The organism is Halorutilus salinus (assembly GCF_026242195.1).
Lineage (GTDB): Archaea > Halobacteriota > Halobacteria > Halobacteriales > Halorutilaceae > Halorutilus > Halorutilus salinus.
The window spans coordinates 159,144-184,808 of the sequence record NZ_RKLV01000004.1 but is presented as its reverse complement, the minus strand read 5'-3'; the positions used below and the strand labels follow the sequence as shown (position 1 = coordinate 184,808).

The 25,665-nt window shown below is 60.9% G+C and carries 28 protein-coding genes and 2 pseudogenes; 11 read left to right on the top strand and 19 right to left on the bottom strand.

What is annotated here, in order from left to right; all coding sequences use genetic code 11:
- Positions 1-42 precede the first annotated feature (42 nt).
- On the top strand, positions 43-1,320 hold the full coding sequence (aroA, locus tag EGH25_RS05590; RefSeq protein ID WP_266086657.1) for a 3-phosphoshikimate 1-carboxyvinyltransferase: 1,278 nt from the start codon (positions 43-45) through the stop codon (positions 1,318-1,320).
- On the opposite strand, the gene EGH25_RS05585 is transcribed toward aroA, so the two are convergent.
- Genes EGH25_RS05585 through EGH25_RS05575 form a run of 3 tightly spaced genes read right to left on the bottom strand, consistent with a single transcriptional unit; the run spans position 1,317 to position 4,480 of the window.
- Positions 1,317-2,852 carry a phospholipase D-like domain-containing protein gene (locus EGH25_RS05585; RefSeq protein ID WP_266086656.1) on the bottom strand — a complete coding sequence of 512 codons (1,536 nt, stop codon included), beginning with the start codon at positions 2,850-2,852 and terminating at the stop codon, positions 1,317-1,319. The two genes, aroA and EGH25_RS05585, sit on opposite strands and share 4 nt — an antisense overlap.
- Before the next feature lie 34 nt (positions 2,853-2,886).
- Positions 2,887-3,228: a DUF555 domain-containing protein gene (locus EGH25_RS05580; protein WP_266086655.1), complete on the bottom strand. Its 342-nt coding sequence runs from the start codon at positions 3,226-3,228 to the stop codon at positions 2,887-2,889.
- Positions 3,229-3,262: 34 nt separating this feature from the next.
- A complete protein-coding gene (locus EGH25_RS05575) occupies positions 3,263-4,480 on the bottom strand; it encodes an aspartate kinase (protein WP_266086654.1) in 1,218 nt (405 codons plus the stop codon).
- A 102-nt stretch (positions 4,481-4,582) separates the two neighbouring features.
- On the opposite strand from EGH25_RS05575, the gene EGH25_RS05570 reads away from it, so the two are divergent.
- A complete protein-coding gene (locus tag EGH25_RS05570; protein ID WP_266086653.1) occupies positions 4,583-4,993 on the top strand; it encodes a toprim domain-containing protein in 411 nt (136 codons plus the stop codon).
- A complete protein-coding gene (locus tag EGH25_RS05565; RefSeq protein WP_266086652.1) occupies positions 4,990-5,418 on the top strand; it encodes a GNAT family N-acetyltransferase in 429 nt (142 codons plus the stop codon). Before EGH25_RS05570 ends, EGH25_RS05565 begins: the two co-directional genes overlap by 4 nt.
- Here the strand turns inward: EGH25_RS05565 and EGH25_RS05560 are convergent.
- On the bottom strand, positions 5,415-6,965 hold the full coding sequence (locus tag EGH25_RS05560) for a site-2 protease family protein (protein WP_266086651.1): 1,551 nt from the start codon (positions 6,963-6,965) through the stop codon (positions 5,415-5,417). The genes EGH25_RS05565 and EGH25_RS05560 overlap by 4 nt on opposite strands.
- Before the next feature lie 57 nt (positions 6,966-7,022).
- Between EGH25_RS05560 and cutA the strand changes: the two genes are divergently transcribed.
- Genes cutA through EGH25_RS05545 form a run of 3 tightly spaced genes read left to right on the top strand, consistent with a single transcriptional unit; the run spans position 7,023 to position 8,690 of the window.
- The gene (gene cutA, locus EGH25_RS05555) at positions 7,023-7,331 is read left to right on the top strand and encodes a divalent-cation tolerance protein CutA (RefSeq protein WP_266086650.1); all 309 of its coding nucleotides are present in this window, start codon (positions 7,023-7,025) and stop codon (positions 7,329-7,331) included.
- 36 nt (positions 7,332-7,367) lie between these two features.
- Entirely contained in the window at positions 7,368-8,324 is a 957-nt protein-coding gene (locus EGH25_RS05550) for an FKBP-type peptidyl-prolyl cis-trans isomerase (RefSeq protein ID WP_266086649.1), read from the top strand.
- A 39-nt stretch (positions 8,325-8,363) separates the two neighbouring features.
- Complete coding sequence (locus EGH25_RS05545) at positions 8,364-8,690, top strand: 4Fe-4S dicluster domain-containing protein (RefSeq protein WP_266086648.1); 327 nt, start codon at positions 8,364-8,366, stop codon at positions 8,688-8,690.
- On the opposite strand, the gene EGH25_RS05540 is transcribed toward EGH25_RS05545, so the two are convergent.
- Both EGH25_RS05540 and EGH25_RS05535 read right to left on the bottom strand, forming a co-directional pair.
- A complete protein-coding gene (locus tag EGH25_RS05540) occupies positions 8,687-9,556 on the bottom strand; it encodes a KaiC domain-containing protein (protein WP_266086647.1) in 870 nt (289 codons plus the stop codon). The two genes, EGH25_RS05545 and EGH25_RS05540, sit on opposite strands and share 4 nt — an antisense overlap.
- Positions 9,553-10,416: an RAD55 family ATPase gene (locus EGH25_RS05535; protein WP_266086646.1), complete on the bottom strand. Its 864-nt coding sequence runs from the start codon at positions 10,414-10,416 to the stop codon at positions 9,553-9,555. The genes EGH25_RS05540 and EGH25_RS05535 overlap by 4 nt, the downstream gene beginning before the upstream one ends.
- Before the next feature lie 75 nt (positions 10,417-10,491).
- On the opposite strand from EGH25_RS05535, the gene EGH25_RS05530 reads away from it, so the two are divergent.
- Positions 10,492-11,196: an HD domain-containing protein gene (locus EGH25_RS05530; protein ID WP_266086645.1), complete on the top strand. Its 705-nt coding sequence runs from the start codon at positions 10,492-10,494 to the stop codon at positions 11,194-11,196.
- A 111-nt stretch (positions 11,197-11,307) separates the two neighbouring features.
- Here EGH25_RS05530 and pheA read toward each other — a convergent pair whose 3' ends face one another.
- Complete coding sequence (gene pheA / locus EGH25_RS05525) at positions 11,308-12,120, bottom strand: prephenate dehydratase (protein WP_266086644.1); 813 nt, start codon at positions 12,118-12,120, stop codon at positions 11,308-11,310.
- Between the two features lie 77 nt (positions 12,121-12,197).
- Here pheA and EGH25_RS05520 point away from each other — a divergent pair, with 77 nt between their 5' ends.
- Together EGH25_RS05520 and EGH25_RS05515 are read left to right on the top strand one after the other, a co-directional pair.
- Positions 12,198-13,139 carry a sulfide-dependent adenosine diphosphate thiazole synthase gene (locus tag EGH25_RS05520; protein ID WP_266086643.1) on the top strand — a complete coding sequence of 314 codons (942 nt, stop codon included), beginning with the start codon at positions 12,198-12,200 and terminating at the stop codon, positions 13,137-13,139.
- 6 nt (positions 13,140-13,145) lie between these two features.
- Entirely contained in the window at positions 13,146-13,895 is a 750-nt protein-coding gene (locus EGH25_RS05515; RefSeq protein WP_266086642.1) for a DUF7001 family protein, read from the top strand.
- Here the strand turns inward: EGH25_RS05515 and EGH25_RS05510 are convergent.
- The 5 genes from EGH25_RS05510 to EGH25_RS05495 all read right to left on the bottom strand — a co-directional run bounded on the left by EGH25_RS05510 (position 13,892) and on the right by EGH25_RS05495 (position 18,785).
- Positions 13,892-14,953, bottom strand: coding sequence for a phosphotransacetylase family protein (locus tag EGH25_RS05510; RefSeq protein ID WP_266086641.1), 1,062 nt, complete (start codon positions 14,951-14,953; stop codon positions 13,892-13,894). The genes EGH25_RS05515 and EGH25_RS05510 overlap by 4 nt on opposite strands.
- Complete coding sequence (locus tag EGH25_RS05505; RefSeq protein ID WP_266086640.1) at positions 14,950-17,040, bottom strand: acetate--CoA ligase family protein; 2,091 nt, start codon at positions 17,038-17,040, stop codon at positions 14,950-14,952. Before EGH25_RS05505 ends, EGH25_RS05510 begins: the two co-directional genes overlap by 4 nt.
- Before the next feature lie 41 nt (positions 17,041-17,081).
- Positions 17,082-17,276: a bacteriorhodopsin gene (locus EGH25_RS12295; RefSeq protein ID WP_420841091.1), complete on the bottom strand. Its 195-nt coding sequence runs from the start codon at positions 17,274-17,276 to the stop codon at positions 17,082-17,084.
- A 100-nt stretch (positions 17,277-17,376) separates the two neighbouring features.
- Positions 17,377-18,651: an RNA-guided endonuclease InsQ/TnpB family protein gene (locus tag EGH25_RS05500; RefSeq protein WP_266086639.1), complete on the bottom strand. Its 1,275-nt coding sequence runs from the start codon at positions 18,649-18,651 to the stop codon at positions 17,377-17,379.
- Entirely contained in the window at positions 18,648-18,785 is a 138-nt protein-coding gene (locus tag EGH25_RS05495) for a plasmid partition protein ParG (RefSeq protein ID WP_266086638.1), read from the bottom strand. The genes EGH25_RS05500 and EGH25_RS05495 overlap by 4 nt, the downstream gene beginning before the upstream one ends.
- A gap of 55 nt (positions 18,786-18,840) precedes the next feature.
- Between EGH25_RS05495 and tnpA the strand changes: the two are divergent.
- Positions 18,841-19,240: pseudogene (gene tnpA / locus EGH25_RS05490) on the top strand (IS200/IS605 family transposase).
- A 46-nt stretch (positions 19,241-19,286) separates the two neighbouring features.
- Here tnpA and EGH25_RS05485 read toward each other — a convergent pair.
- Positions 19,287-19,835: a bacteriorhodopsin gene (locus EGH25_RS05485; protein WP_266086637.1), complete on the bottom strand. Its 549-nt coding sequence runs from the start codon at positions 19,833-19,835 to the stop codon at positions 19,287-19,289.
- A 23-nt stretch (positions 19,836-19,858) separates the two neighbouring features.
- Between EGH25_RS05485 and EGH25_RS05480 the strand changes: the two genes are divergently transcribed.
- Positions 19,859-20,806, top strand: a complete 948-nt coding sequence (locus tag EGH25_RS05480; RefSeq protein ID WP_338071877.1) for a lycopene cyclase domain-containing protein — start codon at positions 19,859-19,861, stop codon at positions 20,804-20,806.
- On the opposite strand, the gene EGH25_RS05475 is transcribed toward EGH25_RS05480, so the two are convergent.
- The 6 genes and pseudogenes from EGH25_RS05475 to EGH25_RS05445 all read right to left on the bottom strand — a co-directional run bounded on the left by EGH25_RS05475 (position 20,778) and on the right by EGH25_RS05445 (position 25,634).
- Positions 20,778-21,836, bottom strand: coding sequence for a Brp/Blh family beta-carotene 15,15'-dioxygenase (locus EGH25_RS05475; protein ID WP_266086636.1), 1,059 nt, complete (start codon positions 21,834-21,836; stop codon positions 20,778-20,780). The genes EGH25_RS05480 and EGH25_RS05475 overlap by 29 nt on opposite strands.
- A gap of 6 nt (positions 21,837-21,842) precedes the next feature.
- On the bottom strand, positions 21,843-23,504 hold the full coding sequence (locus EGH25_RS12115; protein WP_420841090.1) for an LAGLIDADG family homing endonuclease: 1,662 nt from the start codon (positions 23,502-23,504) through the stop codon (positions 21,843-21,845).
- Positions 23,490-23,843, bottom strand: a pseudogene (gene dcd / locus EGH25_RS12290) (dCTP deaminase); the annotation flags it as partial. The gene EGH25_RS12115 and the pseudogene dcd, both read right to left, overlap by 15 nt.
- Positions 23,840-24,580 carry an HD domain-containing protein gene (locus EGH25_RS05455; RefSeq protein WP_266086635.1) on the bottom strand — a complete coding sequence of 247 codons (741 nt, stop codon included), beginning with the start codon at positions 24,578-24,580 and terminating at the stop codon, positions 23,840-23,842. The gene EGH25_RS05455 and the pseudogene dcd, both read right to left, overlap by 4 nt.
- Positions 24,577-25,101 carry an orotate phosphoribosyltransferase gene (pyrE, locus tag EGH25_RS05450; RefSeq protein WP_266086634.1) on the bottom strand — a complete coding sequence of 175 codons (525 nt, stop codon included), beginning with the start codon at positions 25,099-25,101 and terminating at the stop codon, positions 24,577-24,579. Before pyrE ends, EGH25_RS05455 begins: the two co-directional genes overlap by 4 nt.
- Positions 25,095-25,634 carry a CDP-2,3-bis-(O-geranylgeranyl)-sn-glycerol synthase gene (locus tag EGH25_RS05445; RefSeq protein WP_266086633.1) on the bottom strand — a complete coding sequence of 180 codons (540 nt, stop codon included), beginning with the start codon at positions 25,632-25,634 and terminating at the stop codon, positions 25,095-25,097. Before EGH25_RS05445 ends, pyrE begins: the two co-directional genes overlap by 7 nt.
- Positions 25,635-25,665: the final 31 nt, after the last annotated feature.

Genomic DNA, 25,665 nt, shown 5'->3' with positions numbered 1-25,665 from the left:
TACGGTTCGACAGTTTGAAGCGCCGGAGCGCGTAAACCGTCCATGGAACTCGTCGTCTCGCGTTCTCACGTGTCGGGACGTGTCGAAGCGCCGCCGAGCAAGAGCTACAGCCACCGCGGTATCCTCGCGGGCGCTCTCGGCGACGGAACCCGTGTACTCAACCCGCTCAGGAGCGCGGATACGGAGGCGAGCATCCGTTGCGCGCGCGGTCTCGGCGGTTCGGTGGACGAGGACGGCGATGACCTCGTTATCGACGGCGTCGACGGCGCACCCGAAACCCCCGACGACGTTCTCAACTGCGGTAACTCGGGTACTACGACACGTCTTTTCGCGGGTGCGGCTTCGCTCGTCGACGGTCTCTCGGTTCTGACGGGCGACGAAAGCCTGCGGTCGCGTCCCAACGCGCCTCTCCTTTCGTCGTTACGCGAACTCGGTGCGACGGCGCGCTCGACGCGCGGTAACGGACGCGCACCGCTCGTTGTCGGAGACTCCGTCGAAGGCGGCAAGACGACGGTGGACGGAACCGTCTCGTCGCAGTTTATATCGTCGTTACTCTTTACAGCACCGCTGACCGACGGCGTTACGGTGAAGGTAGACGGAACGCTCAAGAGCCGTCCGTACGTCGATATTACGGTCGAAGTCCTCGAAGAGACAGGGATAGACGTACGCGAAACCGAAACTGGGTTCGAGGTTCCGGGGAACCAGAGGTACACCGCCGACGAGTTCCGTGTCCCCGGTGACTTTTCGAGCGCCTCCTACCCGCTCGCCGCGGGTGCGCTTGCGGGCGAAACAACGGTCGGAAACCTGTTTCCGAGCGCACAGGGCGACGCGGTGATACTCGATGTGCTCGAACGTATGGGTGCGTCGGTCGACAGGAACCCCGACGACGGTGTAGCGCGTGTCAAGGGCGACGCCGACGAGCTAACCGGCGTGACGTTCGACGCCTCCGACAGCCCCGACCTGACGCCGACCGTGGCGGCGCTCGGTTCGGCGGCAGGAGGTGAGACACGTATAGTAGACGCCGAACACGTACGTTACAAGGAGACGGATCGTCTCGAAGCGATGGCGACCGAACTCCGCAAGATGGGTGCCGTAATCGAGGAGGAGCGCGACCGTCTCGTTATCGACGGGAACGCGTCCGAACTCGTCGGTACACGCGTCGACGGACGTGACGACCACCGTGTCGTAATGGCTCTCGCGGTCGCGGCGCTCGTAGCCGAAGGTGAGACGAGTATAACGACGGCTGAGACGGTCGGTGTCTCGTATCCGGGCTTCGTCGACGACCTCTCCGCAGTTGGTGCGGACGTAGAGACGGTTTAGATCTCGCGTGCGACGAGCCAGACGGCGATACCCGAGACGACGAGTATTATGACGGCTTCAAGGAGATAGTCGGTCGGTGCGCCGTCGGCTGAGACGGGCGCACCCGTTCCTTCGCCTGTTTCGGCGCTCATGTCGGTGTTGAAGACTTCGGCGAAGTACCGCGCTGTCTCGGCGTCGTGGACGATGACACCGACCTCACGGTTGTCCATCGGTGAGTTCCGGTTCCAGTTTATGCTTGAGACGAGAACCGACTCGTTGTCGACGACGACGCCTTTGGTATGCGTAGGACGGTCGGAGAGGCGCGCGTCTATGTTCGACGAGTTCAGCGCCTCGGCGACCTCGGTGTTCTCCTCCTCGTAGTACCATCTTCCGTCGAGTAGGACGCTGACATCGACGCCGCGTGATGCGGCTTCGCGTAACGCTTCGACGTACGGGTTGGAGCCGAGTCCGTCGTCCCAAGGACGTATGTACGCCTGCTGTACGAGAACTTCGTCGTCGGCGCTCTCGATCAGCGACACGACGGGTTCGACGCTCGCGTCGGGTGTTACGAAAAGTTCGACCGCCGTACTGTTGGTACGCGTCGGTTCGAACCCCGTGTTTAGGTACGTGTCGCTTTCGTCCTGTTCATGGCTGTCGACCGACGAGTTTCTCCACGACGAGATCCCTCGCCAGTCGGTGTCCTCGCGGAAGACATGGGCGAGGTAGTTCGAAGCCTCCTCGCCCTTGATAACCACGCCCCATCCGCGCGAACCCGTTGCGTTGGGAGCGAAGTTTCTGTCGCCCCAGTTTTCGGAGGTGACGACGGCGGAGTCGTCGGCAACGGCGTACTTCGCATGGAAGTATGTGTAACGGCTCCGTTCGCCGTCGGCGACGTACCGACGCACACCGTCGAGGCTTTGGAGAACTTCCTCCGTCGACGCGGGAAAGCCTCCGGGCGGGGAGCCTTCTACGAGAAGCTCTACACGTGCCTCCGTCTGTGCGAGAACGTCCGCGAGGTAGTCGCTCCCGAAAGTATACGCGCTCACGAGAACGCGTTCGTCGGCTTCGCGGAACTCGTCGGCGACGACACCGGGTGAGTCGGGGAGTACGAAGGCGGTCACGGACGAGACGTTGGTGCGGAGTGGTTCGAGGTCGGTGGCTCCGAACGGATGCGTGCCGAAGCCGTCGTCTTGGCGGATGACGAGTTCGCCCTCCGTCGGGTCGACGCCGCCTTCGTCGCCGTAACGTAGACGGTCGACGGTATCGCCCGAAGGGTCACGTACGGTGATGACCTCGCCCGAGTTGGCGAGACGTAGCTCCAGACCGTAGTCGCTCCGGTTATGCGCGCCGCCGTCGCTCGTGAAGTATACGGTTCCGTCGAGCGTACGGTTGGGTAGACGTGTCACGGCGTCGGTGTCTTCAAGAGTCCATCCCGATGTGTCGATTCCGTCGAACTCGACGGCTACGTACTCGCCGGCGTCGCCGTCGGCGTACGTGTCGGGGTACGTCTCGACGATACGCGGCTCTTCGGCGGCGACCGAGACGGTAGCCAAAGAGACAAGAAGAACTGCCAGAAGAAACGTAACGCTACTCTTCCTTCTCAGATACATCGACGACTTCAAGGGGGGTGTTGGTGAGCGCCTCGCCCACCTCCTGTTTGGCTATCTTCGCCGCGTGATCCTCCGTCTCAACATTGTAGACGTTTATATCGAAGACGAGACCGACGAGACCGGTTCCGGCGAACATGCATGCGGCGTCGAACGCCTCGCCGCACGCAGGGCAGTCCATCAGACCGATCTCAACCTCAACGTAGTCCTTGTCGGGGTTGAGGCGTTTTCCGGCTTCGCTGACCGCGACGGAAACCGCGTCCTCTATGTCGTCAACGTCCTCCACTATCCACGCGCCTTCGAGAGCCACGGTATAGTCCATACTTCGGTGTGAGAGGCGGAGTCCGTAACGTTTGTTATTCGTCCTCGTACGCCTCCAGCGCGCCCTCTATGAGTTCGAACGCGTCCTGTCTCTCGCCGCGGTCGACGAAGATGACGATACTCGTGACACTCGAAATTATCTCTATGATATTGATCCCTCGCTCGTAAAGCGGCTTTACGACGCGGTATACGATGCCGGGTGTATCGATAAAGTCACCGCCGGAGACGAGTATCATGGCGACGTCCTCGCGCACGGAGACGCTTGAGAACTTTGCGTCCTCGACTATCTCGTCGTGGAGAAGCTTCTCCGCATGTCGTCCTTTGTTCTGATCCACGAAGAAGGACATTGAGTCGTTCCCCGTCGAATGTCCGTAGATGTTGATATCGTTTTCGCCGAGGGTCGTAGAGAGACGCGAGAGAAGGTTAGGCGTATCGATGACGGAACGTCCTGCGACCGTCACGGCGGCGAGGGGTTCGTCACGCATCTCGACGAGATGGGTGCTGGTTCCTTCGCCCTCGATAACCGTCCCTTCGGCGCGTATGTCGCCGTGTTCGTGGTGGACGACACGGACGGTCATACCGTTGGTCTTGTACCTGAGTGCGCTCGGCGCGACCACGCCCGCACCGCGTATCGACAGATCCTGCATCTCGTCGACGGAGATACTGTCGACGCTCTTTGCGCGTTCGACGTTCGACGGGTCGCCCGTCATGATGCCCTCGACATCGGTGACTATGACGACCTCGTCGGCACCGAGATGGTTACCGATGAGCATAGCGGTGGTGTCGCTACCCCCGCGTCCGAGCGTCGTGAGCGTGCCGTCGTCCGTCTCTCCGAGGAAGCCGCAGACAACCGGGACGGCGTCTTCCATACGTTCGCCGAGACGTTGGACGCGTCTGTGGGTCTCCTTCTCGTCGACCTCGCCCGCCTCGTCGGTCACCACGGGCCAGTCGTCGTCGCCCGGCTCTACGAAGAAGGAGTCGACGCCGAGATCCCCAAGGGCGGTCTTGAACATCCTGACGGAAGTACGTTCGCCCATGCTGACGATCTCGTCGGCGTCCTCGTCACGGGGTCCGTCGTCGGCGACCTTCTCCATCTCCTCTATGAGCATATCCGTCGTCTTTCCCATCGCAGAGACGACGACACAGGCTTCGTCGCCGGCGTCGACAACGTCGGCGATGCTCTCCGCCGCCTTTCTCATACGTTCACCCGTTCCTACGCTTGTCCCGCCGAACTTCGCTACTATCTTGGACATACGGTTGTTCAGTGTGGGAACCGTTGCCAACACTCAGTCAAAAGCGCTTCGGATATGTCCAACCACGGACAGGCTTTTTGCGTGTCGGTACGTACGGTACGTATGCGTTGGGACACGGCGGGCGAACGTCTGCGCCGTCTCGACGAGGTTCTCGAATCGGTACAGCGTACAGCAGAGGAGAAGCCCGCGCCGGTTCTCGTCGAGGGGAAGAACGACGAACGCGGACTCGAACGTCTCGGTATAGAGGCTGAGATACTCCGTGTCAGCGGCAACGGACGTAGCCTCGTCGAGACCGCGGAACGCGTCTCACGTAGGTACGACGTCGCCGTTATACTCACCGACTGGGACGCCGAGGGTGAGGCGCTAAAGTCAAAGCTGAAGACCCTGCTCGAATCCTACGGCGTCGCGCCACGGACATCGCACCGAAAACGTTTACGTGACCTTACATCGAAGGAGATACACGATGTCGAATCATTGCCCCAACAACGTACACGTATGAGGTCTGATATATGAGCCTAAGATACAGGGATGCGCGCGAGGACGACGCCGACGGTGTAGCCGAGATAGCCAACTGCTACGTCCTTCCGCAGGACATGTCGGTGGGATCGATGCGTGACCTCGTTCAGGACAGGACGATGAAGATAGCCGTCGAGGAGGACGAGAATGAAGGCGACGAAATCGTGGGCTACGTCAGCTACCGCGTCGTCGACGAGACGGTCGTCGTACAGCACGTCTGCGTCGTTCCCGAGTACCGCGACACCGACGTACCCGAACGTCTCGTCTCCTTCCCTTCGGAGTTCGCCGACGACGAGGGGCTACGGACACGTGTCGCTGTCGGAGAGGGGTCGTGGTTCACGGGCTTTCTTCCGCAAGAGGGCTTCGAGGAGCAGGGGAAGGCTCGTTTCGCGGGCGAGACTCTGCGTATGTTCGAGCGTTAGAGCAGACGCGGCGCGACTATCATCAGAACCATGCTACCGAACATAGCGACGGCGACGGCGATCGTCAGCGAGTCGGCGAGACGGTCGGTAGCCTCGCCGGAGGTGACGGGCGAGACGGCTTTCCGCAGTCCCTCCTTGAGTATATGTCCGCCGTCGAGAGGGAGTGCGGGTATGCAGTTGAACAGACCGAGGTTGAAGTTTACCCAAGCCGTCCAGTAGAGGACGTTAGGGACGACCCAGAACGCACCGCCGAGAGCCGACGCAGGTCCTGCGAGTTCGTAGAAGCTGAGTATGAAGCCGTCGAAGCCGAAGAACGGCGATACGCCTACCGCCGCGCCGAGAGGTAGGTAGATAGCCAGAACCCAGTCGACAGGGTTGAGCGATGTAAGGAGCGAGTACGGCGTCCCTATGTCGTACGGCGTCACTCCGACGCGCTGTGCGTTCGTGAGGTAGCCGACGCCGAGGAACGCCCCTTCGCCGCGCGGGCTTTCTCCGAGCGTCGTACCGACCGACACCGTCTCGCCGTCGCGGAGCACCTCGATACCAACCTCGTCACCGGGTGAGAGTTCACCCATGACGGAGACGAACGCCTGAGCGTTGGTGACCTCCTCACCGTCGACCGAGGTGATCATGTCGCCCTCCTGAAGACCCGCCGCCTCAGCCGCAGAATCCGACTGCACGGTGCTGATCTCGACACCGGGCGCTCCCGTCTCCAGACGCTCCTCACGTGTAGCGCCGTCGGGGGAGGCAACCGTAAGAACCACCTCCTCACCCGCCGAACCTCCGAGCGCGCCGAAGAACGCGTCGGTAGAGCCGACCTCGTTGCCGTCTACAGCGACGACGCGGTCACCCTGTTCGACGACACCGTCGGCGAGCGAACCGTCTGCAACGTTCTGAACACCGACGCCGTCAAGCGGCTGTACGGCGGAGAGCGAGAGCGCGATAAGGACGAAGGCGACGACGGTGAGCACGAAGTTGTTTGTGACCCCCGCGGCGAACATACGTGTCCTTTCGGCGCTCGACGCCTCCCCAACCTCCTCCTCGTCGGGTTCGACGAAAGCACCGAAGGGCAGGACTGCGAGCATGACCGCCCCCATGCTGTCGACACGTATGTCACCGACGCGGCAGAGTATACCGTGTCCGAACTCATGGACGACGATACCTATAAGCAAGCCCGCGAGTATCTCCGGGGCGACAGAGAGAGGGAGGAAGTCGTTCACACCGGGTATGACGAGCACGTTCTGCGGCTCCGTTATCTGTGACGGCTCAGGCGTCTGAAAGATGCTGAGATGTGCGATACGGAGGAGTAGGACGAACGAGGCTACCATGACGAGTCCCGCGATAGCCACACCGACGTTTGCGTAGGCTCGCCAGAAACGTTTGGGCGAGGCGAGACGGTCGAGAAGGTCGCGTCCGCGTACGGTACGGAACATGATCAGAGGTCCCGCCGCGGAGGCGTTGTAACGTTCGAGAACACCGCGTGAATCGAGAACCGTGACGAGCACCCAGTAGGCGAGAAAGCCTCCGAGAATCCAGACGAGTACCATGTGAACAGTAGCCGACGGAACCACAAAACGGTTTCCGTAGAAGGTCGTACACGGTGTATGATTTTGGTACACACGACCGTCCCCGACGACGGAACCGCGGAGAGTATGGCGCGCGAACTCGTTGAGGAACGCGTCGCGGCGTGCGTAAACGCAAACCCCGTTTCGTCGACGTACCGCTGGGACGGAGAGGTCGTCGAGGAGGACGAGGTCGCGCTCGAAATCAAGACGGCGTTACCGTACGACGAGGTACGTGAACGCGTCGAGGAGATACATCCGTACGACGTTCCGTGTATAATACGTTACGACACCGAGGCGAACGACGACTACGCCGACTGGGTGCGCGACGCGACACGGGCGGAAGACTAACAAATCAGTTAAGTAAGGAAGACGACTGTTTCGGATATGACCGAGAACGACGAAGAGGTCGACGAGAACGAGGAAGCAGAGACGGAGACGGAAGCCGAGGCGGAAGCCGAGGAAGGCGGAGGTATACAAGAGGGCGACTACGTCCTTCTCGAATACACGGCGACAACGGTTCCGGAGGAGGACGACGACGAGCGTCTCGTCGACACGACGAGCGAGGAGCGCGCCGCCGACGAAGGTATCGACACCGAGGATCAGGAGTTCGGTCCACGCACCGTCGAGGTCGGCGGAGGACGCCTGTTCGAGGAGGTCGAGGACGCCCTCGTCGGTAAGGAGGTCGGCGACACCGGCGAGGTCACCGTCCCCGCGGAGGACGCCTTCGGCGAACACGACCCCGACGACGTGGAGACGGTGAGCGCAAAGAAGATAGACGAGGACGACCGTTATCCGGGGGCTCAGGTCAGCCTCGACGGCAGACAGGGCTACGTCGAGACGATCATCGGCGGACGCGCGCGCGTCGACTTCAACCACCCGCTCGCGGGCGAGGACGTGAGCTACGACTTCGAGATATCCGAAGTCGTCGAGGACGAGGAGGAGCAGGCGGCGTCAGTAATCGAGATGTACGCGGGGACGGACGTCGATGTTGAGATAGACACGGTGACCGAGACGGAGACACGTGTCGAGGAAGACGACGAAGGCGAAGAGGAGATAGAGGAGGAGGTCGAGAAACGCGTCCTGTACATAGAGGCGACGCCCGAGATGTCGATGAACCAGCAGTGGCTGTTCTCCAAACAGCAGATCGCCGATGAGCTTATGCACGACTTCGACCTCGAACGCGTCGTCGTGCGCGAGACCTTCGACCACGACGACATGCAAGGCGGTATGGGTATGCCGGGCATGATGGGCGGTATGGGCGGCGACGAACTCGAAGACCTTGACGAGGAGGAGATAGAGGAGGTTGCGGAGGAGATCGAGGGCGTCGAGATCGACGAGTAGGGGCGGAACGGTTAACCCGCGTCCGGTCTTTTCTGGTACATGCCCATAGATCCTGAGTTCGAGGAGAACCGCGACGTCGTCGGAACGCACTCGCCTGACAACGGCGGCGAACACGAGGTGCGCGGACCCGTCGACGAACCCGAACGTCTGGGTATACACGGAACCGTTGTTGCGGTCGACTTCGACGCGTGTATCGGCGACGGCGCGTGTCTCGAAGACTGTCCCGTCGACGTGTTCGACTGGGTCGAGTCTCCCGGACATCCGGCGAGCGACCGTAAGGCGGATCCCGCGCGCGAGGACGACTGTATCGGCTGTTACCTCTGCGAGGATGTCTGTCCCGTCGATGCGATAAAGATACAGTATTAAAAGATAGTCGCGCCCGAGTAGACGACTATACCTTCGTCGGTGAGTTCGTACGGCTTGACCTCGCGCGAATGCGACGTATCGCGTATCTTGGTCACTTCGAGCGCGAGACGCGTCTCCGAAGAGCTGTCCGCGCGTATGTACTGTAGGACGAAGACGGCGTCCGAAAGGTACTCTACGACGCCGTACCGTGAACTGTAAGGGTCGTCCTCGTCAGCCTCGCTCGTTACGAGCGTGGTGGCTCCGGCGTCGGATAGCTCTTCGAGGAAACGGAATATCTGGTTCCTACCCTCGGCGCGATCCTGAAACATCATCTCGACGAGCGTGATCGAGTCGAAGACGACGCGCGAAGCACCGAACTCAGAAATCATACGCGGGAGTTCGTTACGTATACTCCTGAGCGACGAGGCGACCTCTATAGGATGCATCTGTACGACGGCGAGCGTGTCGTGTATATAATCGCCGAAGCCCCATCCCTTGGCGTCGCCCGTCGAGACGATGTCCTCCTCGTCCTGTTCGAGCGTAAAGTAGACGCAGTTCTCGCCGTTCCTGAGTCCCTGAGCGATGAACTGCATACCGAACGTCGTCTTACCCGCTCCGGGACCACCGATTACGCAGAGCGTCTTACCTTCGGGGACACCGCCGCGTATCATCTCGTCGAGACCGCTTATACCGAGATCGATACGGTCATCGAGATCGAGTATACGTTCGGAAGCGCCCTCGTCAGTCCCACCCCTTTCGTCCGAGAGGGCTTCGAAGCCGTCGGTGTCCGAACCGCTCGCACCCGCCTCAAAGGCTTCCTCGAAGTCGGAAACGTCGTTGTCGTCGTCGCCGAAAGCGCCTCCCGTATCGCCGTTTTCGTCGCTCATTTTATCTTACGTATGTTGCTTATCTCGAAGCCTTCCTCGGTTATCTCCGTCTCGTACTTGTCGTCCTCTTGTCCCGTCATACGTCCCATGGCTCCACGGAAGGAGCCGACGTACATCATACGCTGGCGCTCCGTGTCGCCCTCGACCCAGTCGAAATGGAATATGCCGTCGAAGATGGAGGCTATCTCCTGATGTTCGCGGGGTTCAAGCGTGTCCTTGTCGAGGACGGCGTAGATGAGACCGTCCCAGCGCTGTGTGGCGCGTTGTAGACCCGCGAGCATGACGAGTATCTCGCCCCAGTCGAGCCTGTAACGCGACGCGCGTACGAGAGAGGTCAACGAGTCGATGACGACGATGCTGTCCGACGCCTTCTCGTCGAGGTAGTCGGCGAACGCCGAAAGGAGGCTATCGTCCTTCGCCTCGCCAAGGCTCCGCAGGTCGGACAGTTCTTCGTCGACCCACGACCGCGGAACGACCGTGTTCCGGAAGTACTCGTCGGAGAAGTCCTCGAAGACGATGTTCGACGAAAGGCTCTCGTACATCGCGTCGTCGAGAACCGACCGCATCTCGTCGAGTACATCGTTCCGGGTGCGCATGAAGCTGACGTAGTGTACTTCGTCAGGGACGGCATCGGGTTCCACCTCGGTATCGGTGTATATACGGAAGGTTTCCGGGTCTGTACGCGCCATAGAGACCATGGCTGTACTCGTGTAAACAAACTCGTTCGCACCCGCGCCTACCTCACCCGAAAGGAGTATCGACGTACCGCTCGGCACGCCTCCGCGGAAGACCGAATCGAGCGTCGGCAAGCCAAGAGGTATATCGCGTCGGCTTTGGCTATCGTGCGACAGAGTACTCACCTGTACGGAACTTGTGCTTTTCACGTATATACCCTTCGCGCCCTCAGGGTGAAGGACTAAATAAACCCGTTACATATGGAAGGTAACTATGAACATACGGAAACCGGTGCCGAGGAGGTGGCTGTCGTGGGCGACGCGGACGCCGTAGGCGAACTCAGTGTGACGTACGAGGAGTTTATGGAGATGGCGGAGTACGTGCGCGAGCATCTCCACGACACCGTGCGCGAGAACGGCGACAGGATGAGATGGTACCCGTGGCACTCCGCCGAGTACAGGTACCGCCATCTTATCGGTGTCGTCGACCTTGCGGAACGCATCGCGCGCGAGGAAGGCGCGGACGTGGGCGTGGTGAGGGTCGCGGGTGTCTTCCACGACGCCGCCAAGTTTCAGGTGAAGCAGGAGAAACACGCAGAAGAAGGCGCGTGGATAGCTCAGAAGTACCTGTCGCGTAACGGGTTCCCCGACTCGTTCATCGACCGCGTCGCGCGTGTGATACGCGACCACACGAAGGAGATGGACGACGGTATGCCCGTCGAGTCGAAGGTGCTCATAGAGGCGGACTCGATAGACAAGATAGGCGTCGCGGGCGCTACTCTGATGGTGATGCGCGTCGGCTACGAATCGCGGTCGCATCAGGAGGTTCCCGACATCATAGACCGTGTTGTCAGACGTGGCGAGCGCGTCGTCAAACGTATCGAGACGGAGACAGGTATGCGTATAGCCCGCGAACGCGTTGAGCGCGCAAAGCAGTTCAAGGCTTGGTTTGAGGACGAAATTTAGTTTCGTCCTCAAATCAGAGAGCGAACGGAGTGAGCGACCGTGGTTCGAGGATGAGGTTTAGCGAATCCTCGAAGTAGAGAGTGACAACGACCGTGGTTCGAAGCTTAGCCGTCACCCGACACGGTCGTAGCTACCCAAGAACTCGACCCAGTCAACGTGTTCGTCAAGCGCGTCGAGTATCTCGTCGGTGCCGCCCTCGTCGTGACTGTCGGCTCCTGACGTTCGGTTCCCCTCGAAGTCGATATGGAAGACGTAGTCGCCGAGTTCGCGTTTCGACGGGCGTGACTCTATACGCGTCAGGTTGACGCCGCGTTCCTTGAATACGCCGAGTATGTCGTAGAGCAATCCGGGTCGGTCGCCGCCGGGGTAGACTACGATGGAGGTCTTGTCGCCCCCGTCCGCGGGTTCGCGCGCGAGGACGACGAAACGCGTTGAGTTTCCGTCGGCGTCCTGTACGGAGTCGTCGATTACACGCACCGTATCGTCGGCGAGCGAGGGGTGTGCGATAGCCGCGACGGCTGGGTCTTCACGCGCCTCCTCGACGCCCGCCGCCGTCGACGAGACGCTCCTTAGCTCGGCGTCGGGGTAGCTGTCGCGCAGGTATCCGCGGCACTGTGCGAGCGCCTGCGGATGGCTCGCTACGACGTTGAAGCCGTCGTCGTGGGCGAGTAGTGCGTGCTCGACATCGACGACGACCTCGCCGACGATGTAGAGGTCGTACTCGACGAGTACGTCGAGAGTTGCGTTTACGCTCCCCTCGATGGAGTTCTCGACGGGGACGACGCCGCTGTTGACATCACCGCGTTCGACAGCATCGGCGATTTCGGGGACTCCGTCGTAGAAACGTAAGTCGTCGCCGAGGCTGAGCGCCGCGCGGTGGGAGTACGTCCCCGCGGGTCCGAGGGTGCCTATCTCGTCCGTCATGGTCGGTTTTCGTCCCCCCGTCTTAACCCTCTTGCTGTAACAGTAGCTTTTACTACTCGGTTAACCTATACGAGATGATGTCAGAATCAAACGGAGACGGTTTCGACGAGTTCAGCAACGTTGGAGAAGCAGATGTCACACGTGCGATCGGTCAGGAGTGGACGGACGAGTTCATGGACTTCTCCGACTCGGACGTCATAATCGTCGGCGGAGGACCGTCGGGACTCGCCGCGGGCAAGGAGCTTGCGGAGCGCGGCGTCAAGACGATGATACTCGAAAAGAACAACTACTTCGGGGGCGGCTTCTGGCTCGGCGGCTTCCTCATGAACAAGGTCACCGTCCGCGACCCCGCTCAGGACGTTCTCGACGACCTCGACGTCGACTACAAACGGTCGCGCGACACAGAGGGTCTGTACGTCGCCGACGGACCACACGCGTGTAGCGCGCTCATCAAGTCAGCGTGCGACGCGGGCGTTAAGACACAGAACATGACGGAGTTTACGGACATCGTCATACGTGAGGATCACCGCGTCGGCGGTGTCGTCATGAACTGGACGCCGGTGCACGCCCTACCGCGCGAGATTACGTGCGTCGATCCTATCGCCGTCGAGGCGGATCTCGTCATCGACGCGACGGGGCACGACGCAGTCGCCGTCTCGAAGCTTCAGGAGCGCGGCGTCCTCGACGCTCCGGGTATAGGGCACGCCGAGGAGCACAACACGGGTATGGATCAGACGGGCGACGACTCTTACGGCGCGCCGGGGCACGACTCACCGGGGCACGACTCGATGTGGGTCGGCAAGAGCGAGGACGCCGTGGTGGAGCATACAGGACTCGTCCATCCGGGTCTTATCGTAACCGGTATGGCGACGGCGACGACGTACGGTCTTCCCCGTATGGGACCGACGTTCGGCGCTATGCTCATATCGGGCAAACGCGCGGCGCAGGCGGCGCTCGATGAGCTTGAGGTCGACGCCGAAGCCGTTCAGATGACCTCGCGCGCACCCGCGGACGACTAAACAGGCGTGGACGAGGTACGTCTTTACGGAGCGCCGACGACGGTCGCCGACGCCGACGAGATAGGGCGGTGGCTGAACGATCGTGTCGACGCGTCGGTGCAGGTACACGACCGTTTCCTCGCCGACAAGGACGTGGCGCGCGACCTCGCGCAGGCACGCGTCCTTTCGCCGTACGACCCCGAAACGGGGAACACGATGACGGGTATCGTCCGTTACGAGGAGCGCGCGCTCGAAGACCCGTCGCGCGCAGGCGGCGTTATCTACGACGGCTACGCGGTGCAACGCGCACTGTACCCTTACACGACGGAAGCCGACGAAGAAACGGTCGACATCGTACTCATCGACCGCGCTCTCGGAACGTGGGGCGGGGATGGACGTTGGCACAAACGCGTCGCTGTGCTCGGAAGCCCTGCTCTCGTCTCCGTTCCGGGTCTGTACGAGGCACCCGCGAAGCCGGAGGAGTACTACAAGGAGAAGTCGAAGTACGCGATGGCTGGCGGTATACCGCCGCGCGAGTATCTGGAGACCGAGGTCGACGGCGAGTTCCTCGTCGAGGACGATCCGCGTACCACCGACGCGCTCAAGGGGTACGCCCTCACAGCCTACGGATACGCGACGACCGGTGAGGGGTTCTGTGACGACGAACGTTGCCGTCTGTACGACGCCCACAGGCAGAAGGGCGTGGTGCGCGCACAGCTACGCGAACCCGAGTTCTGTGACGACCACGCGGCGGTCTACGGCACCGAGGAAGTTTAGTCGCCGAGCAAGGCGTCAACGTCGGCGTGTCTGGTGAGGAGGTCACGAACCGTGTCGACGGTCGACGCGTCGGGCTTTCTTCCGTGCTGAACGACCTCCTCGATCTCATCGAGGACTGCGACAGTGTCGAGACCGACCGACAGTATCGGTACTTCCTTCTCGCGCGCCTTGCTCACCACCGCGGAAGGCGGTTCGAGTCCGCCGGCGAGTACGATACAGCGCACACCGGGCGCTTCGAGGGCGGCGCTCTGTACGTCGGCGCGGTCGGCACCCGTGACGACGACTGCGTCCTTTGTACGTCGGAACTGACGGAGAGCCTCCTCGCCGCTCATCGCCCCCACGAGGAAACGTTCGACGTAGCCGTCGTGTGACGCGTCGGTGAGTGAGGTCGCGTTGAGCCGGTCACGCAGGTCAGCGACGGTGACGCCGGCGACGGAACGGTCGTAAGGCAGGACGCCGTTCACGGGTATACCGCGGCTTTCGAGGAAAGGAACGACCGACCCCTCAACGTCGTCGAACCCCGGATCCTCTACACCGTTGAGCACGACGCCCGCGAGACGGTCGCCGAAGACGCGCGCCGCCGCTAGTATACCGTCGACGCTCCTGTAACCGTCGAACCCGGCGATGAGAACGACGTGTGCGTCGAGTACGCGCGCTATATCGGCGTCGGTAAGCCCGACGACACCTCCGGTCGTGTAAACGTCCGCGCCTTCTAAGAAGACCAAACCGCGCCCGTCGGCGAGCTTGTCGTAAGCCGTCTTGACCTCGTCGCGGAGTTCTTCGGGGTCGACACGACCCTGCACGGCTTCCTCGACAAACGTCGGCGAGTAGACGACAGGCTCCATCTCGTGAACCTCGTCCTCGACATCCAGAACCTCGCGTGCGAGCATGGGGTCGCTGTCGAGCGTCTTCCCCACGACGCTTTCGAGGCTCGTTCCTCTCGGCTTCATATAGCCAACGTCGTCTCCGCGTTCCTGCGCCTCCGACGCGAGGGCGAGGGCTACGGCGGTCTTTCCTGTGCTTTCGGTCGGCGAACTCAGTAGGGTCGTTCTTGTCATAGCTCCTCCTTGTCTACCGTGAGACGTAGGTCTACGGCGGAGACGCCGTCGGCGGACGCAACGAGCGGGTTTATGTCGAGTTCGAGTATCGAAGGAAAGTCGGAGGCGAGGGCGGAGACGCGTTCGGCGGTTTCGACGACAGCTTCGGTGTCGACGGGCTGGCTTCCACGTGCGCCGTGTAGGAGGGGCGACGCATCTATTCCGTCGACCATCTCGCGCGCCTCTGTATCCGTAACGGGGGCGATACCGAAGGACGTGTCCTCGAACACCTCGACGAAGACACCGCCGAGACCGAAGACGACGAGAGAACCGAACTGAGGGTCGCGGCTAAATCCGACGATCGTCTCAACGCCGTCATCGACCCCTACCGTCTCCTGTACCTGTACGCCCAAGACGTCGGCGTCGGGCTGGTACGAACGGGCGCGTGAGACGAGATCCTCGTATACATCACGTACATCGTCTTGGGTGACGCCGACCCTAACACCGCCTATGTCCGACTTGTGGAGTATGTCGGGCGAGACAATCTTCATGACCACGTCGCCATCTATCCCCTCGGCGACCTGCACCGCCTCGTTAGGGCTTCCGACGACATCGCTCTCAGGAGTCGGTATACCGTACGCTTCGAGCAACGGAGTAGCTTCGACGCCGAGGCGTCCGTCGTCGCGGGCGGTTTCGAGAATGCGACGCGCCTTTTGACGGTTCACGTCGAAGTCACGTACCTCGCCCGTCCGGCGTCGCTTTGCTCGTCGGTAGTCGGCGACGGCTTCAAGCGAACGGACGGCACGCCCGGGGTCGAAGTAGGTGGGTATGTCGCTCTCCGAAAGTACGTCGCGTGCTTCGCGTGTCGCCTCGCCTCCCATCAGTGACGCGACGAGGGGTATCTCAACGTCCGTACCAACGAGCGTCTCTGCGAGGGCGTCGAAGTCGAACGTCGTCGTGGGGCACGCGATTACGAGGGACGCAGAGACACCGGGGTCGTCTGCGACGGCTTCGACGGCGTCGGCGAAACGTTCGGGGGGCGCGTCACCGAGTATGTCGACCGGGTTGTAGACCGAAGCCGCATCGGGAAGCGCACCGTCGAGTGCCTCGTACGTCCCGTCGGTGAGGTCGGCGAGGGATAACGACGTATCACCGACAGCGTCGGTAGCCATGACACCGGGTCCTCCGGCGTTCGTGACCACGGCGACGCCGTCGCCTTCGGGGAGCGACAAGGCGTCGAGTGCGCGCGCGAAGTCGAAAAGCTCCTCGACATCGTCGGCGCGTATCACCCCAGCCTTACGCAGAGCCGTCTCGTACGCCCTGTCGCTACCCGCGAGCGTCCCCGTGTGCGACGAGACGGCGCGCGCACCTTCGTCCGTCCGACCCGACTTTACGAGTACGACGGGCGTCTCACGGGTTACGCGCCTGAGAACGCGCACGAAACGGCCGCCGTCCTCAACGCCTTCGAGATAGCCGACGATGACGGCTGTACCGTCGTCTTCACCCCAAGCCTCTGCGAACTCGGTCTCGTCGAGGACGGACTTGTTTCCGAGGGAGACGATATGTCTAAACCCCATACGCGCGTCGTTCGCCCAGTCGACCGCCGCTGTGATGAAAGCACCGGACTGGCTCATGAACGAGACGTTTCCCTCACGCGGGGAAGCGGAACCGAAGGTGGCGTTGAGGCTCGACGGTGTGCTCGTAACGCCGAGCGAGTTGGGACCGACGAGACGGACGGAGTGGCGTTCGGCGGCTTCGGCGAGCGCGGTTTCGCGTTCAGCGCCCCCACCGCCCGACTCGGAGAAGCCTGCGGTCAGTACGACGACGTTTTTGACGCCTCTCTCACCGAGTGAGTCGACGACATCGACCGCGGATTCGGCGGGTACCGCAACGACGGCGAGGTCAACGGAGCCGGGTACAGACGGGATGTCGTCGTAACACGGAAAGCCGAGTACGTCGTCGTGCTTGGGGTTTACACCGACGACGTCGCCGTCGAAGGAGCGCAGGTTCTCCATCACGCCGCGTCCGACGGAGCCTTCGCGCGGCGTCGCGCCGACGACGGCGACACGTTCAGGTTCGAAAAGACGTAGCAGATCCTTTCTTGACACTACGCCCGGTACGCGGACGCGGCACGTAACGTTTACCCCTTCTACGCGGGTTCGGCTCTCTCACCAGCCCGGCTTTCGCTCGCCTCACCGTAGAAGCTGTGAACACGTAACGTCTCGTGGCTACTCAGGAGTATGTAGCCGAAGACTACCTTTGAGAGTACGTCGAGAGCGACTATACCGCCCTGCTCCGCAACCGCCGGAAGAAGCCCAAATCCTTGACCTCCGAGTATCCATATGACGGGGTGAACCGCCTCGGGGTCAAGTGGTTCGAGACGCGAAGCGTCTCGTCATCACGGAAATCTTCGATTTCCGTACGACCCCGAGGATTCCCGTGGTTTAGTCGGACACTCCCACGCGACCGTCGGCCTGATAGCCTCGGGCGGTCGGTTGGGTCACGGTCGGGGCGTCCACGGCCCCCGATGCCTGCCGTCGCACCTTCCGAACAACGGGAAGGCTGTTGAGAGCAGGCACATTCCAATCGAGTTTCTTCACGCCTTTCACAGCGATATTGACGCTTGCACCACGGTCGCTATGGTCTTGATGCCCGCACGACCGACATTTGAACCGCTTTTTGTTGCGGTTCGCACGCTCTGTATGACCGCACATCGGGCACCGCTGGCTCGTGTACTCGGGGTTAATCCACGCAGTCGGGATTCCCTCGAACGACGCCTTGTACGACGTGTAGTATTGGAGGGCACGGAACGGGAGGTGGTGCAAGCGTCGGTTCATCCGCGTCCCGTAGTCGATACTATCGCGCATCTCTTTGAGGTCTTCAAAGACGATGCACGGCTTCTCGAACTGCTGGCTCCACTCCACGATATGCCGAGATACCTTGTGGAGTCGGTCGCGGACGAACCGTTCCTCACGCCCTTCCAACGTATCGTGGATACTGTCCTTCCCCGCGTTCTGCACGCGCTTTCGCATCGTGAAGTAGCGGTGACGCTCGAACTTGATTTCAGGGAAGTCGATGACCAATGTGTCCTCAACCCCATGCTCGGAGAGTGCGGTCAAAGCAACGTTATCCTCGTTCACGTCCACACCGACAACCGTCCGCGAGTCCTGCTTGTCACAAACGGTCTGTTCGGTGTTAGTGACGTTGACGTGCAACTCGGCGTTGTCGTTGTGGAACAGGGCTTCAGCCGTCCCAATCTTCCACTCGTCGCTTTCGAGTGCAATCTTGAGAATGTCGAGGTGGGCGTCGTCACCTTTGAGGACGCCCTTGACGTGCTTGTAGGGCTTCGCGCTGATACGGAACGCCACATCTCCGTCGTCGGTGAGCGACAGGTTGTACCCTTCCTCGTAGTTCGCACGAAGGGGGTACGCGCCGTCCTTGGTGTGGCTCGGTTGGCCGAAGTCGTCGTACTCGTAGTAATTCTCCATCGCACCGAGGGCTTTAGCGACGACGCGCTGTGTCGTGTTTTTCACGAGGTTGGCGTCGTCAGCCACGCGGTCGGGAATCGCGTCCCAGTCCACGCCTTCTTTGGCGAGGCGGATGGTTTCGTTGTACACTCGACGGGCTTCGAGCGTTGCGCTGTACAACAGACTCTCGTTGTTACTCTGAATATCGAGTTGGAAGTCCAGCGTCTTGACGAAGGCCTGAGCGTCGGTCATTCTTCGGATTCGTTGAGCCAGTCGTTGACGAGTCCACGCACTACGTCGGACTTGGTTTCGTCAACATCGATGCATTTCTTCGAGAACTCCTTGTACACGTCGTCCTCGAAGTCAACGGACAGTCGTTTCGTCATCTCACATTCTTACTTAGATACTGAAATACTTAAGCCTTGTCCACGTACTGTCTGTATGGGCGAGAAGCGATCGAACCACACGGTGTACAACGTCAACTACCACTTCGTTGTGGTGTCCGAAGTACCGTCATGCGATTCTCGAATCAATCAAGGGATCTCTGAAAGCAAGTTTCCGCGCCGTATGCGACGAGTACGACTACGAGATATTGTCGCTACACATCTCACCCAACCACGTACACTTGTTCCTGTCCGCCCACCCGAAACACGCACCGAGCGAGATTGTGCGGACGGTGAAGAGCATCACAGCGCGGAAGATGTGGGAACAGCACGAACCGTTCTTGGAGGAGTATCTGTGGGGCGGTGGGTTCTGGGAACAATCGTACTACGTTGGGACGGCGGGTCAGGTATCCAGCGAGACGATTGAACAGTATATCGAACGTACAGAACACGTTTGAGTGTCGGCTTCACCCTCGGGGTCAAGCCCCGAGGCACTCGCCTTGCTCATCTGTAGACGCTCCAAAGCACGACGGTAAGGTTCCGTAGGGTTGTAAAGATATCCGAAACGTCGTCCGGCAGTTCGTCTGCGGCTGACGAAAGAGCTCCGAGCAGAAGGTACAGAAGGATGAGGTACGCGATGGAGCCGAGCGCCCACCAGACGAGGCTCGCAAAGACGCCGTCGGCGATAGCCCCCAAGAAACCCGCGGCTATCATGTAGATATCTACGCCGACCAGGGTCGCAATCAGGCTCCTGTCTGCGTCCGCGAGTATTCCAAGGAGCGCGATTATGAGAGGCGTCGTCAGAAGCCAGTCGATGTAGCGCACGACCACGACCTCCTCACCGTTGAAGCTCAGCCGTCCCATGCCCATCGCCATCGCGAGGTACGCGGTAGCGGCGATAACGGTTATGGATATCGACATTATGAAGAAGTCCTGTTCATAAACCGCTACGTTCCTACCGAGCCATAGATAGACCAACGTACCGGCGAGCATAGCTAATGCACCGATCCAGAGAACCGCTGTACTCATGCCCATTCCAAGTACTTCTGCCATGTATTTTACCCCGTTTGTGACGCATGTTTTTAACTTCTTTCATGCGCGTGCGCGCGTGCGCGAGGAACCTCGGGCGACATCGCAAAGGATGTCGGCGCAGGCGCGGACGCCGTCATGACGAGACAAAGAGCCGAGGTACAAAATTATATTATGCCGGATACACAACTACCGTACGTGGAAGAGAAAACGAGGGTAAAGGGTTGAACTATCTGACTTTCCACCTTCTGTTTACCGTGCCCGTTCTCGCGGTTCTTGGGGCGGCTTATCTCAGCAAACGCCTTTATGTAGACGACCCTTCTCCGTTGGGAACGGCGATCATCGGCGTTATCGCTCTTCTGTACACGACACCGTGGGACGGGTATATGATACGGAACGGCGTCTGGAGGTACGGTGAGGGAACCGTATCCGTCTTCTTCTGGGATATACCTCTCGGTGAGTACCTCTTTTTTGTTATACAGCCGCTTATCGTCGGTCTTTGGCTCTACCTCGTTCTCACGCGTCTGGAAACACGTCGGTCGGGGGGTTGGACGCCAAGGTACCTCCTTACCTTAGCGGGTTTGGGTGTTACGGTCGCCGGCTTGTGGTGGGCACAGGGTACGGAGACGTTCTACATCGGTATGATACTCGTATGGGCGGGTCCGGTCTTCGTTCTCCAGTGGGCGTACGGCGGTCACTACCTCGTACGTAACTTCCGTGTCGTAGCCGCCGGTGTGGTTCCGCCGGCGGTTTACCTTGCCTCTGCCGACCGTTTCGCTATCGAAGACGGTATCTGGATTATCTCGGACGAACTCACGACAGGGGTTACTGTTCTCGGTCTTCCGGTCGAAGAGGGTGCCTTCTTCTTTGTCACGAGCCTTCTCGTCGTTCAGGGGGTTATGCTCTTCAGATGGACGCTCGACGAGTGGCGCGTCTGGGTCGAAGAGTACGAGACTCTTCGGTGTATCACCAGACTCGCTGGACTCGATCCATGAGTGTAACGACGCCTGCGTGGGGTAACGTGAGCGCCGCGAGTAGGATCAGGTAGAGGGCGAAGAAGCCTTCGACAGTAGCCGGAGGTGAGGCGACGAGCCACAGAGCCGCGAATATAACGACAGCGCCTGCGGTGAGCGGGGCGGCATCGCGTCCGAAACGGAGGAGTGCACGCGTCGCGTTACCGTCCTCAACGTGCGACACAGCGACGGGATCGAGAGCGATGAGACGCCCTATATGGCGCGTCGAATGCCAGAAGCAGAAGTAGAATCCGACGGCGAGTATAGGCGGGACGGTTGCGAAGTAGACGCCGAGTAAGGCGAGTTCGCCCGCCTCGAAAGACGACCGCGAGAGGTAGACCGTGGCAGATACGAAGACGACGAGGAAGACACCGACGGAGAAACGGAACGCGGGTTCGAAAGCGAAGGCGATCGTCTCGGCTCCACGGGGGTCGAAGACGCGGATCACGGCGTCCGCAACGTCGCGGTACTCCTCGGGGAAGGCTAAGAGGGGGACGAGCATAGGCATCGAACCGCGCGAGACGAGGGTGACCGCGCGTCCGAGACGCGAGCCGAGGTTCGTACGTAGGAAGCCGAGCGAGGCGTGTAGATCTCCCTGACCCCAGTGGTACAGGGTCAGACCGATGAAGAAGACGAAGGCGAGACCGGGTGCAACGAACCATACGACTGCGTACATTACTACGAGGACGGTGTAGACAGCCATCACGCGTCCGACGGATACGAGGTCAGGCTTCTCGTCGCGTAGGCGCGCGGGTACGAGATGGTCAACGGCACCGTGAGGTAGACCGAAGACGACGATGCTAACGAGGAAAGGGGCGTACCTGTACGAGGGGGGTACGGAGACGCCTGTGGCGCGGACGACAGCGAAGGTGACGACGAGAAAGCCGAGTAGAACCCAAGAGGGGACGACCACCCACCGCACGAGGGCGCGCCTGCACCCGTCGGAGACACCGTAGTCTCGGTACCGTGCGGTCGATCTTTCGTTAACGTCGGCGCTCTCTGGGTCGGTCATACCTTGTTACTTCTCTGACTTCCACTCGTCGTCGCTACCTATCCTGCTCGCCGTCGGTCCGTCCTGATCCTGATACTTGGAGCCGCGCTCCTCGCCGTACGGTGTCTCCGCGGGCGACGAGAGCTCTGTGAGGACTATCTGTGAGATACGCATCTCCTCAGGACGGAGCGCGACAGGGGCGGTTCCGAGGTTGGAGAGTTCGAGCGTGATCTGCCCGCGGTATCCGGGGTCTACGAAGCCCGCCGTGTTCGAGAGGAAGATACCGCCGCGTCCACCGACGAAGTTCTCAACCGCGCGTCCATCGGGCTGTACCTCTAGGTCGTATGTCGTCTCGTGCCTGTCTGTCTTCTCTACCCTCTCGACGCGCTCGAAACGGACGCCACCGTTCAACAGGGCATCGATACGGCGCGCAGGCTCCCCGTCGTCGTAGACATCGGTTAGCTTACGAACCGTCTCTCGTTTGACCGCGCCGTGCTCGGCGTTTTCGAGGTTTGACACGCTCGACTTCGACGACCAGCCGACAGCGTCGGCTACGTCCGACATCCTCAGCCCGGTGTCGGAACGCGCCTCGCGGAGTAGGTCGGGAACGGGGGGCACGTACTCGCCGCGTCTGTAGGGGTCTTCGGCGAACTCAACGACCCATTCCGTGCCTGTCTCACGGTCACGCGACCGTAAGTTGCTACGCAGACCGAGACGTGAGCAGAGATAGGAGACGTTGTCGGCGAGGCTCTCGTTGAACGTGTAGAAAACGGTACGTGTCCCCCTGCGCGAACCGTCGCCGTCAACGAGACCTTCGAGGAAAGCAGAGACCGTCTCATCCGACCAGTTCCACACAGTATCGGGGACGTCCTTTTCGGATCCTTCACCCGCAAGTGCTGTGAAGATAGATGACCAGAGTGCGGAACAGACGGTGAGACGCGACGCGCCTCCGGACTTGCTCCAAGACAACGAGGCGTCGTAGCCGTCGAACCAGTCGGCTACGCGTTCGAGAAGTTCGTCCTCGGTGTTTGTGAAGACGACGTGCTTCCGACGCGCGTATCCCTCGGCGACGTAGAAGCCAAGAACCCAAGCGAACTCCTCCGTAACTTCGAGGGTGTCAGGTAGGGTGTAATCGCTCTGCTTGTACGCGATATCGACACCTGACGGCTCCTCAACCGTCTGCAGAGGTGCCGAACCACGGCTCCGGTAGTGGCGTCTGCTTCCGCGTGGAACACAGTCCCAGTCTGCGTTCGGTGCCGACCCGGAGCCGTCTGAAGCGTACGCGATCAGTTCGTCGTCTTCGTCACGGAGAAGGTTGATGAGGTTTACTTCGTCCTCCGAAACTGTGGGTTCGGGGAGTTCGTCGGGAACCATTACGAGGGTTCCTTCCGCCTCTTCGGACGGAACGCGCGTTACGCGACCCGCTTCGTCGACCGTAAACAGGTTATGATCCTTCGTCACGTGAACTTCGCGCCCGGATTCGAGTACCACGCGGTAGATATCCTTTGTCGGATTCGTGATATGGTCGGTGACACGGTGTGTGGAGAGTTCGAGCGTCTTGGGGTCGAATGCGACAGCGCGCGCCTCAAGCTCCTTCTCAACCACCTCGCCGATCGGGTGGAAGCCGAAGCCGTCCTCCGGAGTCCAGAGGAAGACCTGCTCATCATAAGGGAGCGACGCGTGAACCACCACAGCAAGCCTACCGAGAGACGACCTGCCTTCGACGCGCGCCACGAGGTCGTCGGGTATCTCGACCGTCTCGTAAGTCGTTCCGAGAACGAAGTCACCCGGATGGAGGACGTATTCGTCGCCCGTCTCAACGACACGTCGACGCGTGTAGTCGTCGGTCTCCTCCTCGCTTTCCGGGTGTATACACGGTATGTTCGAACGTTCGAACTCCAAGAACTCGTTTCCGAGACGTAGGTCGATGCTCGCGGGCTGTATCTGGAGTTGGGGGTCGTCAAGGGGTTCGACGACGAGATCGCCGTCCTTCAGACGCCGGCGTATATCGCGGTCGGAGAGTATCAAAGCTCTAACCTCCCTACGATGTCGTCGTTACCCTCGTTGACGGCTACTATACGGACGTAGTCTTCGAGTCCGCTACCGTGTAGCTTCTTCTTCAGAAGCGAGTCTATCTGGTAGACACCCGCGGAGTTTGTCATGCCTATCTCGACGAGCACGGGTACGCCGAACTCGTCCTCGCCGTCGTGTACCGTCACGTCCTCAATAGCCTGCGACGAGACCGTGTCGATACTGCGCTCGCCCTTGTTGTACGGAAGACGCGACCGCCCTTGGGTCATGTCGAGCGCGTCGGCGACGCGTACGACGCCCGCTTCGGGGGTGAGGGGATCGTTTCCGCTGTGGTGGCAGTAGATGGCGTGTAGAGCCTCGCTCTTGAGAGCGACGCGTTCACGCGTGTCGTAGACACCGAGCACGTCATCGAGGAGATCGTCGGCGAGTATAAGAGAGTGGTTCGTGTGCTTCTCACGGTGTACGAGATGTCCAACATCGTGAAGCGTTGCGGCGCACGCAACGACGACGCGCGCCTCCTCGTAGCCGAAGCCGAGTTCGTGGTCGTATACACCGAACTCAACCTCGTCGCGTAGGAGTTCGAGGAGTTCGAGCGCGCGGTCGCGTACGATACCGATATGCTGTGTTCCGTGGTCGTTGTAGTCGAGACGGACGGCGGAGTTGACGTTCTGTGTCTCGATATGCGCCGTTATCTCGTCGCTTCCGAGCGCGTCCATCACGGCGTCAAAACTCATACGAGTTCCTCCGCCGTCGTGAGCGCGTGCATACGCAACCCCGCCTCTTCAACGCGTTCACGTCCGCCTTCCTGTCTGTCAACGACGACGATTACTTCGTCGACCGTCGCGCCCGCGTCGCGTAGCTTCTCGACCGCCTCGACGGCGCTCGCGCCCGTCGTAACGATGTCCTCTACGACTACGACGCGGTCGCCTTCTTCGAGTTCGCCCTCGACGGCGTTTGCCGTGCCGTACCCCTTCTCCTCCTTGCGTGCGATGACGTACGGAACACCCGATTCGGCGGAGGCGACGGCGGCGAGAGGTACGCCGCCGAGCGCGACAGCACCGATACGGTCGGCGTCCGTCTCGGTCACCTTCTCGGCTATGGCGCTCCCAACAACGCGCAGAGCGTCGGGCTGTGTCTCAAAGACGTACTTGTCGACGTAGTAGTCGCTCGTACGTCCGCTCGAAAGCTCGAACTCGCCGCGGAGGACGGCGTCGGCGTCACGTAGCGCGTCCGCGACCTGTTTCTCGGTTACCATGGCTCGTCCTTGAGTCCGAGTTTGTACGCAATAAAGTTCGTGGAGACGTGGAGAACGGGCGTGATAACGAGAACGACGGCGAGGACGCCCGGTGTGAAGCTGTCGAAGAACCAGCCGGGGGCGAGCGGTACGGTGACGGCGAACGCACCGACGACGAAGTCAAGCTGATCGACGCCGGGGAAAGGTGCACCGCGTTCGCGTCCGGTACGGCGTTTCAGAAAGCTCGCCCCCATGTCGCCGAGTATAGCGCCGAGGGCGAGTCCGAGGGCGGCGAGAGGGGCGAACGTCGGTAGGAACTCGGGTACGTAGCCGCGCGCGAGCGCCTCGTTTAGGAAGAGTGCAAGCACGAAGCCGGCTACCACGCCCGACGCGCTCCCGCGCCACGTCTTACCGTCGCCGAGTACACGCGTGCCGTTCCATTCACGCCCCATATCGACGGGGCGTCCGCCGCCGAACACGACGGCGGTGTTGTTGGGTATGTAGGCAGGCAACATCAACCAGAAGGCGACGGCTACGGTCTCTAAGGCTGACATACGCGCAAAGGGTCGGCGGTTTGGAAAAGTA

Bases quoted from the DNA above. Each gene is read 5' to 3' on its own strand.
- aroA (WP_266086657.1), top strand. From the start codon at position 43: ATGGAACTCGTCGTCTCGCGTTCTCACGTGTCGGGACGTGTCGAAGCG.
- EGH25_RS05580 (WP_266086655.1), bottom strand. From the start codon at position 3,228: ATGGACTATACCGTGGCTCTCGAAGGCGCGTGGATAGTGGAGGACGTT.
- EGH25_RS05575 (WP_266086654.1), bottom strand. From the start codon at position 4,480: ATGTCCAAGATAGTAGCGAAGTTCGGCGGGACAAGCGTAGGAACGGGT.
- EGH25_RS05570 (WP_266086653.1), top strand. From the start codon at position 4,583: ATGCGTTGGGACACGGCGGGCGAACGTCTGCGCCGTCTCGACGAGGTT.
- EGH25_RS05565 (WP_266086652.1), top strand. From the start codon at position 4,990: ATGAGCCTAAGATACAGGGATGCGCGCGAGGACGACGCCGACGGTGTA.
- EGH25_RS05560 (WP_266086651.1), bottom strand. From the start codon at position 6,965: ATGGTACTCGTCTGGATTCTCGGAGGCTTTCTCGCCTACTGGGTGCTC.
- cutA (WP_266086650.1), top strand. From the start codon at position 7,023: ATGATTTTGGTACACACGACCGTCCCCGACGACGGAACCGCGGAGAGT.
- EGH25_RS05550 (WP_266086649.1), top strand. From the start codon at position 7,368: ATGACCGAGAACGACGAAGAGGTCGACGAGAACGAGGAAGCAGAGACG.
- EGH25_RS05545 (WP_266086648.1), top strand. From the start codon at position 8,364: ATGCCCATAGATCCTGAGTTCGAGGAGAACCGCGACGTCGTCGGAACG.
- EGH25_RS05540 (WP_266086647.1), bottom strand. From the start codon at position 9,556: ATGAGCGACGAAAACGGCGATACGGGAGGCGCTTTCGGCGACGACGAC.
- EGH25_RS05530 (WP_266086645.1), top strand. From the start codon at position 10,492: ATGGAAGGTAACTATGAACATACGGAAACCGGTGCCGAGGAGGTGGCT.
- pheA (WP_266086644.1), bottom strand. From the start codon at position 12,120: ATGACGGACGAGATAGGCACCCTCGGACCCGCGGGGACGTACTCCCAC.
- EGH25_RS05520 (WP_266086643.1), top strand. From the start codon at position 12,198: ATGTCAGAATCAAACGGAGACGGTTTCGACGAGTTCAGCAACGTTGGA.
- EGH25_RS05510 (WP_266086641.1), bottom strand. From the start codon at position 14,953: ATGACAAGAACGACCCTACTGAGTTCGCCGACCGAAAGCACAGGAAAG.
- EGH25_RS05500 (WP_266086639.1), bottom strand. From the start codon at position 18,651: ATGACCGACGCTCAGGCCTTCGTCAAGACGCTGGACTTCCAACTCGAT.
- EGH25_RS05495 (WP_266086638.1), bottom strand. From the start codon at position 18,785: ATGACGAAACGACTGTCCGTTGACTTCGAGGACGACGTGTACAAGGAG.
- EGH25_RS05485 (WP_266086637.1), bottom strand. From the start codon at position 19,835: ATGGCAGAAGTACTTGGAATGGGCATGAGTACAGCGGTTCTCTGGATC.
- EGH25_RS05480 (WP_338071877.1), top strand. From the start codon at position 19,859: ATGTTTTTAACTTCTTTCATGCGCGTGCGCGCGTGCGCGAGGAACCTC.
- EGH25_RS05475 (WP_266086636.1), bottom strand. From the start codon at position 21,836: ATGACCGACCCAGAGAGCGCCGACGTTAACGAAAGATCGACCGCACGG.
- EGH25_RS05455 (WP_266086635.1), bottom strand. From the start codon at position 24,580: ATGAGTTTTGACGCCGTGATGGACGCGCTCGGAAGCGACGAGATAACG.
- pyrE (WP_266086634.1), bottom strand. From the start codon at position 25,101: ATGGTAACCGAGAAACAGGTCGCGGACGCGCTACGTGACGCCGACGCC.
- EGH25_RS05445 (WP_266086633.1), bottom strand. From the start codon at position 25,634: ATGTCAGCCTTAGAGACCGTAGCCGTCGCCTTCTGGTTGATGTTGCCT.